Source organism: Streptomyces sp. BR123 (genome assembly GCF_013401435.1).
Taxonomy (GTDB): Bacteria; Actinomycetota; Actinomycetes; order Streptomycetales; family Streptomycetaceae; genus Streptomyces.
This window is the reverse complement of the sequence record NZ_JACBGN010000623.1, coordinates 1-1,079: the sequence shown is the minus strand read 5'-3', so window position 1 is coordinate 1,079 and position 1,079 is coordinate 1. Positions and strand designations below refer to the sequence as shown.

Genomic DNA, 1,079 nt, shown 5'->3' with positions numbered 1-1,079 from the left:
CCCGCACCCCTGCCGGCGTCCGCGCCCGTGGCCAGTCCTGCGCCAGGGGCTGCGCCCGGGTCTGTGCCCGGGTCTGTGTACGGGCCCGCCGCGCCCGTGTCCGTGGCGGCGACCGGGGGCGGTTGTGGATCCGGGTGCGTGCGGGTGGGCGTGGGCGCGTGTGCGGCGGTGCCGCGGCGTGCGGTCTCCCTCGCGGCAGCGGCAGCGGCAGCGGCAGCGGCAGCGGCAGGGGCAGGGGCTGCGGCTTCGGGCGCGGCCTTGCCTCCGGTCAGCAGATCGCGCAGGGCGCGGGCCGCGTGGGCGGCGGTGGCTGCCGCGCCCGGGCGGGGGAGGCCCGGCAGGTGGTCGCGGACCGAGGCGGCCGCCGCGTCGGCGGCCGCGCGGGCCAGCGTGGCCGGGTCCGCGTCCGTGCCCAGCAGCCCGCAGACCACCGACCCGGACAGCTCGCGGGCCAGGGCCACCAGGTCCACCTCGCCGCCCGCGGCGAGCGGCGCGAGCCGCTGCTCCAGCAACGGCCGCCACCCCGCTCGCAGTTGCTCCACCCCGGCCGCGCCGAGCGCCTCGGCGAGGGCGCGCCGGTCCGCCCGGTGCCCACTGCCCTCCTGGTCGAACAGCACGCCGCCGGGAGAGCCGGACCCGGCCAGCGCCTCGCGCGCCGCGCCGCCCGTGGTGCCGGCGGCCGTACGGTCGAGCGGGAGCCTCGTCAGGGCCTCCCGGTAGGCGGCCGTGTCGTGGACCAGCACGGTGCGCCCGAGCCGGCGCACCCCGCGCCCGCGCCGTGTCGCGGCCAGCAGCCCGAACAGCAGCGGGTGGCTCCGCAGGTACACCTGCCGGTCCCGCCGCCGGGCGCGCCGGGCCGCTGACGCGTCCCCGTCGACGGCGCCGGGCCGTGCCGCCCCCGCGGCAGTCTCCGGTGCGCCGGCCACCCCGTCCCCGCCCGCCACTGCGCTCCGTGCCGCTGTCGCTGTCGCTGTCGCTGTCGCTGTCGCTGTCGCTGTCGCTGTCGCTGCCGGGGCGGGGTGCGCCGCTGTGGTGCCTGCACCGGCGGGCTCGTGCGCAGGCCGGCCGTCCCCGGAGGG

The 1,079-nt window shown here is 81.4% G+C and carries 1 pseudogene; it reads right to left on the bottom strand.

The annotated features are described in order from the left end of the window. A pseudogene (locus HYE82_RS36715) lies at positions 1-944 on the bottom strand (hypothetical protein); the annotation flags it as partial. Between the last annotated feature and the right edge of the window lie 135 nt (positions 945-1,079).